Genomic DNA, 5,755 nt, shown 5'->3' with positions numbered 1-5,755 from the left:
GAACCGGCATCCGCAGGTGGTGGCGCGGTTCTCCGAGCAGTTCGACGAGCCGGTGCAGATCGTTCCGGCGGATCCCTGGGTGCCGTGGCGCCACCTCGACGTCGACACCGCCGGTGGTGTCGGTGCCGACGATCAGGTGGCACGGGTGTGCGCCGCCGAGCGGGCCGCGGTCTGCGATCTGGGCGATCAGCCGGCGTTCCGGGCGGTGCTGATCCGTGTCGGCGACGACGAGCACCGGTTTGTGCTGACCACTCACCATATTGTGCTGGATGGCTGGTCGCTGCCGGTCCTGGTGCGCGAGTTGTTTGCCAGCTACGACGGGCGACGCCTCCCGGCGCCCGGGTCCTATCGCCAATTCGTGTCCTGGCTGGCCGGCCGTGACCGCGAGGCCGCCCGCGCCGCCTGGCGTGCGGTAGTGGCCGGGTTGGATGCCCCCACCCTGGTGGGGCCACCGGCCGGGGCGGGGCTGGGCCGGCGGGCCGTGACGTCGTGGACGCTGCCCGAACCGCTCACCGCCGCCGTCAACGAGCTGGCCCGGACCTGCCACACCACCGCCAACATCGTGCTGCAGGCGGCCTACGCGCAGCTGTTGGTCGCCTGGACCGGCCACCGCGACGTCGTCTTCGGTACGACGGTGTCGGGCCGGCCGGCCGAACTACCCGGCGCCGAGTCGATGGTGGGGCTGCTGATCAACACCTTGCCGGTTCGGGCAACCTTGACCGCCGCCGGTACCACCGCCGACCTGCTGGCCCAGCTGCACGCCACCCATAACCAGACGCTGGATCACCAGCACCTGGCGCTGAGCGAGATCCATCGTCTCAGCGGCCACGAGCAGTTGTTCGACACGTTGTTCGTCTACGAGAACTACCCGCTCGACACCACCGCCCCGCTGGGTATCGACGGGCTCACGGTCAGCGGGGTCAGCGCCCGCGAATACAACCACTACCCCTTGTCTATCCAAGCGCTGCCCGGCACCCGGCTGCGCCTGCGCGCCGAATACGACAGCACCGTTTTCGACGACGCCGGCGTCGAGGATCTGCTGGGCCGCTTCATCCGGATCCTGACCGCAATGACGACCCGCCCCACCCGACCGCTGTCGCGCATCGATGTCGTCGACACCGCCGAGCACACCCGTCTGCAAGCCTGGGGCAACCAGGCCGCGCTCACCGAGCCCGGGCCGGCCCCGCTGTCGATCCCCGCGGCCTTCGCCACCCAGGTTGCCCGCAACCCCGACACGGTTGCATTGACCTTCGAGGGCCGGCACCTGACCTACCGCCAACTCGACCACGCCGCCAACCGGCTCGCGCACCACCTCACCGCGCGCGGCGCCGGGCCCGGACAACGAATCGCGCTGCTGATGCCGCGCAGCGCGGCGGCCGTCGTGGCTATCTTGGCCGTCCTCAAGACGGGGGCTGCCTACCTACCCCTGGACCCCGCACTGCCCGACACCCGCCTGGCGTTCATGCTCACCGACGCCACACCCGTCGCCGCGATCACAACCACCGCACTGGCCGGGCGGCTGCCCACCCACGATTTCCCGGTGATCGATATCGACGACCCCGCCATCGGCACCCACCCCAGCACCGCGCCGCCACCGCCGGCTCCCGACGACATCGCCTACCTGATCTACACCTCGGGCACCACCGGCACCCCCAAAGCCGTTGCCATCAGCCACCACAACGTCACCCACCTCGTCACCGCCCTACAGTCACACCTACCGACCCGGCAGGTGTGGTCACAATGGCACTCGCTCAGCTTCGACGTCTCGGTGTGCGAGATCTGGGCAGCCCTGCTATCGGGTGGGCGCCTCGTGGTCGTGCCGGACACGGTGGTCAGCTCACCCCAGCATCTGCGTGCCCTGCTGATCAGCGAGCAGGTCACCGTTCTCAGCCAGACCCCGTCCGCGTTTTATGCGCTGCACACCGCTGCGGCGCTGCAGCCGGAGACGCAACGCCCGCCCACGCTCGCGGCGGTGGTGTTCGCCGGCGAGGCGCTGGAACCTGCGCGGCTGCACACCTGGCGCAACAGTCACCCGGGTGCACCGCGCCTGCTGAACCTCTACGGCACCACCGAGACGACGGTGCATGCGTCGTTCCACGAGATCGGCGGTGCTGACTTCGACCGCGCGGTCAGCCCGATCGGTGGGCCGTTGCCCGGGACGGCATTTTTCGTGCTCGACGGGTGGCTTCGGCCGGTGCCGGCCGGTGTCGTCGGCGAGCTCTACATCGCCGGTCACGGGGTTGGGCTCGGATATCGGGGCCGGGCCGGCTTGACCGGGTCGCGCTTTGTGGCCTGCCCGTTCGGCTCACCCGGAGCACGCATGTATCGCACCGGAGATCTGGTGTGCTGGAACGCCGATGGACAACTGCACTATCGCGGCCGCGCCGATCGGCAAGTCAAGATCCGCGGTTACCGCATCGAGCTCGGCGAAGTCCAAGCAGCACTCGGCGCGCTCGACGGCGTCGGGCAGGCCGTGGTGATCGCCCGCGAGGACCACCCCGGCGACAAGCGCCTGGTCGGCTACATCACCGGCACCGCCGACCCCGCCGACGCCCGCGTCGCCCTCGCCCGACGGCTGCCGGCCTACCTGGTGCCCGCCGCCGTTGTCGCGCTGGCCGCGCTGCCCGTGACGGTCAACGGCAAGCTCGACACGCGGGCCCTGCCCGCGCCCGAATACCACGGTGTCGACCGGTACCGCGCCCCCGATGACGCCTTGGAGGAGAACCTGGCCGGCGCATACGCCCACATTCTGGGCGTCGCGAAGGTCGGAGTCGACGATTCGTTCTTCGCCCTGGGCGGTCATTCGTTGTTGGCGATGCGGCTGGCCGCGCGGATCGGAACCGAACTGGGCCTCGAGGTTCCCGTCCAAACGGTGTTCGACCATCCCACCGTGGCCGGGCTGGCCCAATGGCTACGACCGCAAGTCGGACAACCGGCGGTGGCCGGCGCCCGCTACCACATCCCGGGCACCAGCCGGTGACGAACCTTCTGGGTGTATTCGCGGTATCCGGCTAGCTGCTCTCCCAGCAGCTTCTCCTCGTCGCCGATGCGTGCGGCGAGAACGATCAGGCCGGGCACGACGAGGACGAGTCCCAGGTAGGAACCGAGCGCGAGGGGGATGCCGACCAGCATGATGACGTTGCCGGTGTACATGGGATGCCGTACCAGACCGTACAAACCGGTGCAGACCACCTGCTGGCCTGCCTGCACGCGCACAGTGGCAGCCGCGTAACTGTTCTGGATGATCACCAGCCCCACCACACCCAAGCCGGCGGCGACCACAGCATCGCCGACCAGACAGCCCGCGGTGGGCACCGACGACCAGCCGAAGCGATGATCGAGGACGCTGACCACGACCATTACCGCCAGCGTCAGGTACAAGCCGGCGATGACCACCCGCTGCGCTCTCCGAGTTTCGGCTGTCGGCCCCCCACTCATCCGGGCCTGCAGCGCAGCGGGATTGGAGCGCAGCAGGAAAACGACCGGGGTCCACGCCGAAACGCCGACCACCACCAGAAAGACCCACGCTTGCCAGTAGTCGAGCGTGCCCGCCGGGACGAACAGCATCGAGCCGAAGACCAGAAGCTCGACAAGTCCGAAGACCAACAGCTTGGGCATGGTCGTCACCGATCCTCCTCAACGTCCGCGTCCGTACCGCACGCTAGCAGGCACGAAGCCACCCAGTTCAACTTGTGTCAAACACGTGTGCCGGGGTCCCGTTCGGAGTAAATTCCGCGTCATTCCGCCTCCTCGCTGCAGCGACGATTGTGGGCATCCGCGGGGTGCGCCCGTAGGAAAGGACGGCCGATGAGGCACCTGATTCGCATGGGTCGAATAGGGATGGCGGCGGCCGGAATGGGTTTGGGCGCCGCGTTGGCCGCCGCTGCGGGAGTCGCCTCGGCCGACTCGTCGAGCGATCCGTATTCGTTGATCGATCAATCGATGAGTGGCCTTTCCGACCCCGCTGCGACGGCGTCGCCAATGGATATGCAGATATCCCTCAGCGGTGTGGACCTGTTCCCGACAACGGACAACACCGCCACCGCCACCGCGGCCTTCGGTAGCTTGGCGGTCGCCATCGGTGACGGCAGCCATGCCAACGCCAGCGGCGGGTTCTTTGACGCCGCATTCGCCGACGGTGCCGATAGCAACGCCGGCGCCGGGCTGGCCGGCAACTTCGATGTCGCCATCGCAAACGGGGACAGCAGCAATGCCGGCGCCGGGGTCGGTGGCAATTTTGCCGTCGCCATCGCCGACGGCGCCAACAGCGACGCCGGCGCGGGGGTAGGCAGCAACCTCGACATCGCCACCGCCGACGGCGCCGGCAGCACCGCCAACGCCGGGCTGGGACAACTCAACGATGCCACCGCGCTCGGCGCCGGCAGCAACGCGACCGCCGCCGGCAACTTCGACACGGCTTTCACCAACGGCGCCGGCAGCGATGCCTCGGCCGGAGGGGGTAGCGCCGACCTGGCGCTGGCCGACGGCGCCGGTATCGACGCCATTGCCACTGGCAACTCCGACACAGCTACCGTCGCGGGCACCAACGCCGAGGCCGAAGCTGTCGGCATCGGCGATATCGCCGCCATCTTCAACACCGGCAGCGCATTCGACCAGGCCATCGCCGGCGGCGCCACTGCTTCGTTCAGCGACAATAACCTCGCCACGATCATCGGCACCGGCAGCACCGCCTTCGCCGGCGCTGACTCCACCACGGTCGGCGATTGGAACCTCGCGGCCGTCTTCGGCGACCTGCAGCACGCGGTTGCCACCGGCGGCAATTACCTGCTCGACATACTGCCGTCGCTATAGCTTGGCCGCGATAGGCAGAGTGTGCGCGCCCTGCCGCCTGGCTTGGCACCCTTCTTCGTCGGCAAGAGTGCGGGCGGAGTGGGCCAGGTGCCGGCGTGGTGCGCCCGAAGGGGTCGGGACAGGCGCGAATGTGCGAATCCAGTCCCGTCACCGCCGTTACTATTTTCCTATGACCGCCCCTGCGCCGTCTCTGAAGGTCACCCCGGTCGGCTTGCGCGCCGAGGCGCAGCACTGCACGACCCTCGCCGGACAGGTGGCGGGGTCGGTGTCGTCTGTGGCGGCGTCGGGGTGGCAGTCCAGCGGGGCGGGGGCGAACGCAGTCGGCGCGGGCGCGGGCAAAGCCGGGACAGTGCTGAAGTCCCATTGACGACGTGTGCGGGCAAGCTCACCAGGGCGGCGACGCACTACCAGAACCAGGACGAGCACGGTGCCGCAACGCTGTCGCAGTTGCCGTTCGACGGCGCGGTCGGCGACGCGGAAGCCATCCCACCTGAACTGTTCACCGCCGACGCTGGTGCCGGTGGCGGTATCGGCGATGCGGGGGCTGATGACGGTGCCGCCGCACTCGGGGCGCCGAATTAGCGCCGATGACCTATCCGAGCCTGTCTGAACTGGAAGCGTCGAACTGGGACTTCCTGACGACCTCCGCCGACAACTGGCGCAAGCTCGCCCACACCTGGGAGAACGCTTTCACCGAGGTCCGCAATGGGGCGATGCACCCCGGCGGCACCGAATGGGCAGGTCCAGCCGCTGAGGCGTACCAGCACCAAACCGACACCGACCTGATGACGGTGCGCGGTCCCGCCAACCAGTTGCGCGACGCCGCCGACATCGCCGTGCGGGGGCGCGATCAGCAAGAGGCGGGCAAAAAGCTGGCGCTCGACGCGGTGGACGAGGCACGCCGCGCCGGGTTCACCGTCGCCGACGCCCACGACTACGCCGT

Annotated in this window: 4 protein-coding genes and 1 pseudogene; 4 read left to right on the top strand and 1 reads right to left on the bottom strand. The window is 69.0% G+C overall.

Features of this window, described 5'->3' with window-relative positions; all coding sequences use genetic code 11:
• Positions 1 to 2,980, top strand: a 2,980-nt coding sequence (locus tag AC2VNT_RS13080) for a non-ribosomal peptide synthetase (RefSeq protein WP_486947271.1), incomplete at its 5' end; no start/stop codon positions are given.
• Here AC2VNT_RS13080 and AC2VNT_RS13075 read toward each other — a convergent pair.
• Positions 2,953 to 3,627 (bottom strand): methyltransferase family protein, encoded by a 675-nt coding sequence (locus tag AC2VNT_RS13075; protein WP_486947270.1) that lies wholly within the window; start codon positions 3,625 to 3,627, stop codon positions 2,953 to 2,955. The genes AC2VNT_RS13080 and AC2VNT_RS13075 overlap by 28 nt on opposite strands.
• A 180-nt stretch (positions 3,628 to 3,807) precedes the next feature.
• Here AC2VNT_RS13075 and AC2VNT_RS13070 point away from each other — a divergent pair, with 180 nt between their 5' ends.
• The 3 genes and pseudogenes from AC2VNT_RS13070 to AC2VNT_RS13060 form a co-directional block, all read left to right on the top strand.
• Positions 3,808 to 4,812 (top strand): hypothetical protein, encoded by a 1,005-nt coding sequence (locus AC2VNT_RS13070; protein WP_486947269.1) that lies wholly within the window; start codon positions 3,808 to 3,810, stop codon positions 4,810 to 4,812.
• A gap of 363 nt (positions 4,813 to 5,175) precedes the next feature.
• Complete coding sequence (locus AC2VNT_RS13065; RefSeq protein WP_486947268.1) at positions 5,176 to 5,394, top strand: hypothetical protein; 219 nt, start codon at positions 5,176 to 5,178, stop codon at positions 5,392 to 5,394.
• 5 nt (positions 5,395 to 5,399) lie between these two features.
• Positions 5,400 to 5,755 (top strand): annotated as a pseudogene (locus tag AC2VNT_RS13060) (hypothetical protein); the annotation flags it as partial.

It is taken from the genome of Mycobacterium sp. TH-M15 (genome assembly GCF_057473705.1).
The sequence above is the reverse complement of the archived record's forward strand: the minus strand, read 5'-3'. Positions and strand labels throughout refer to the sequence as shown.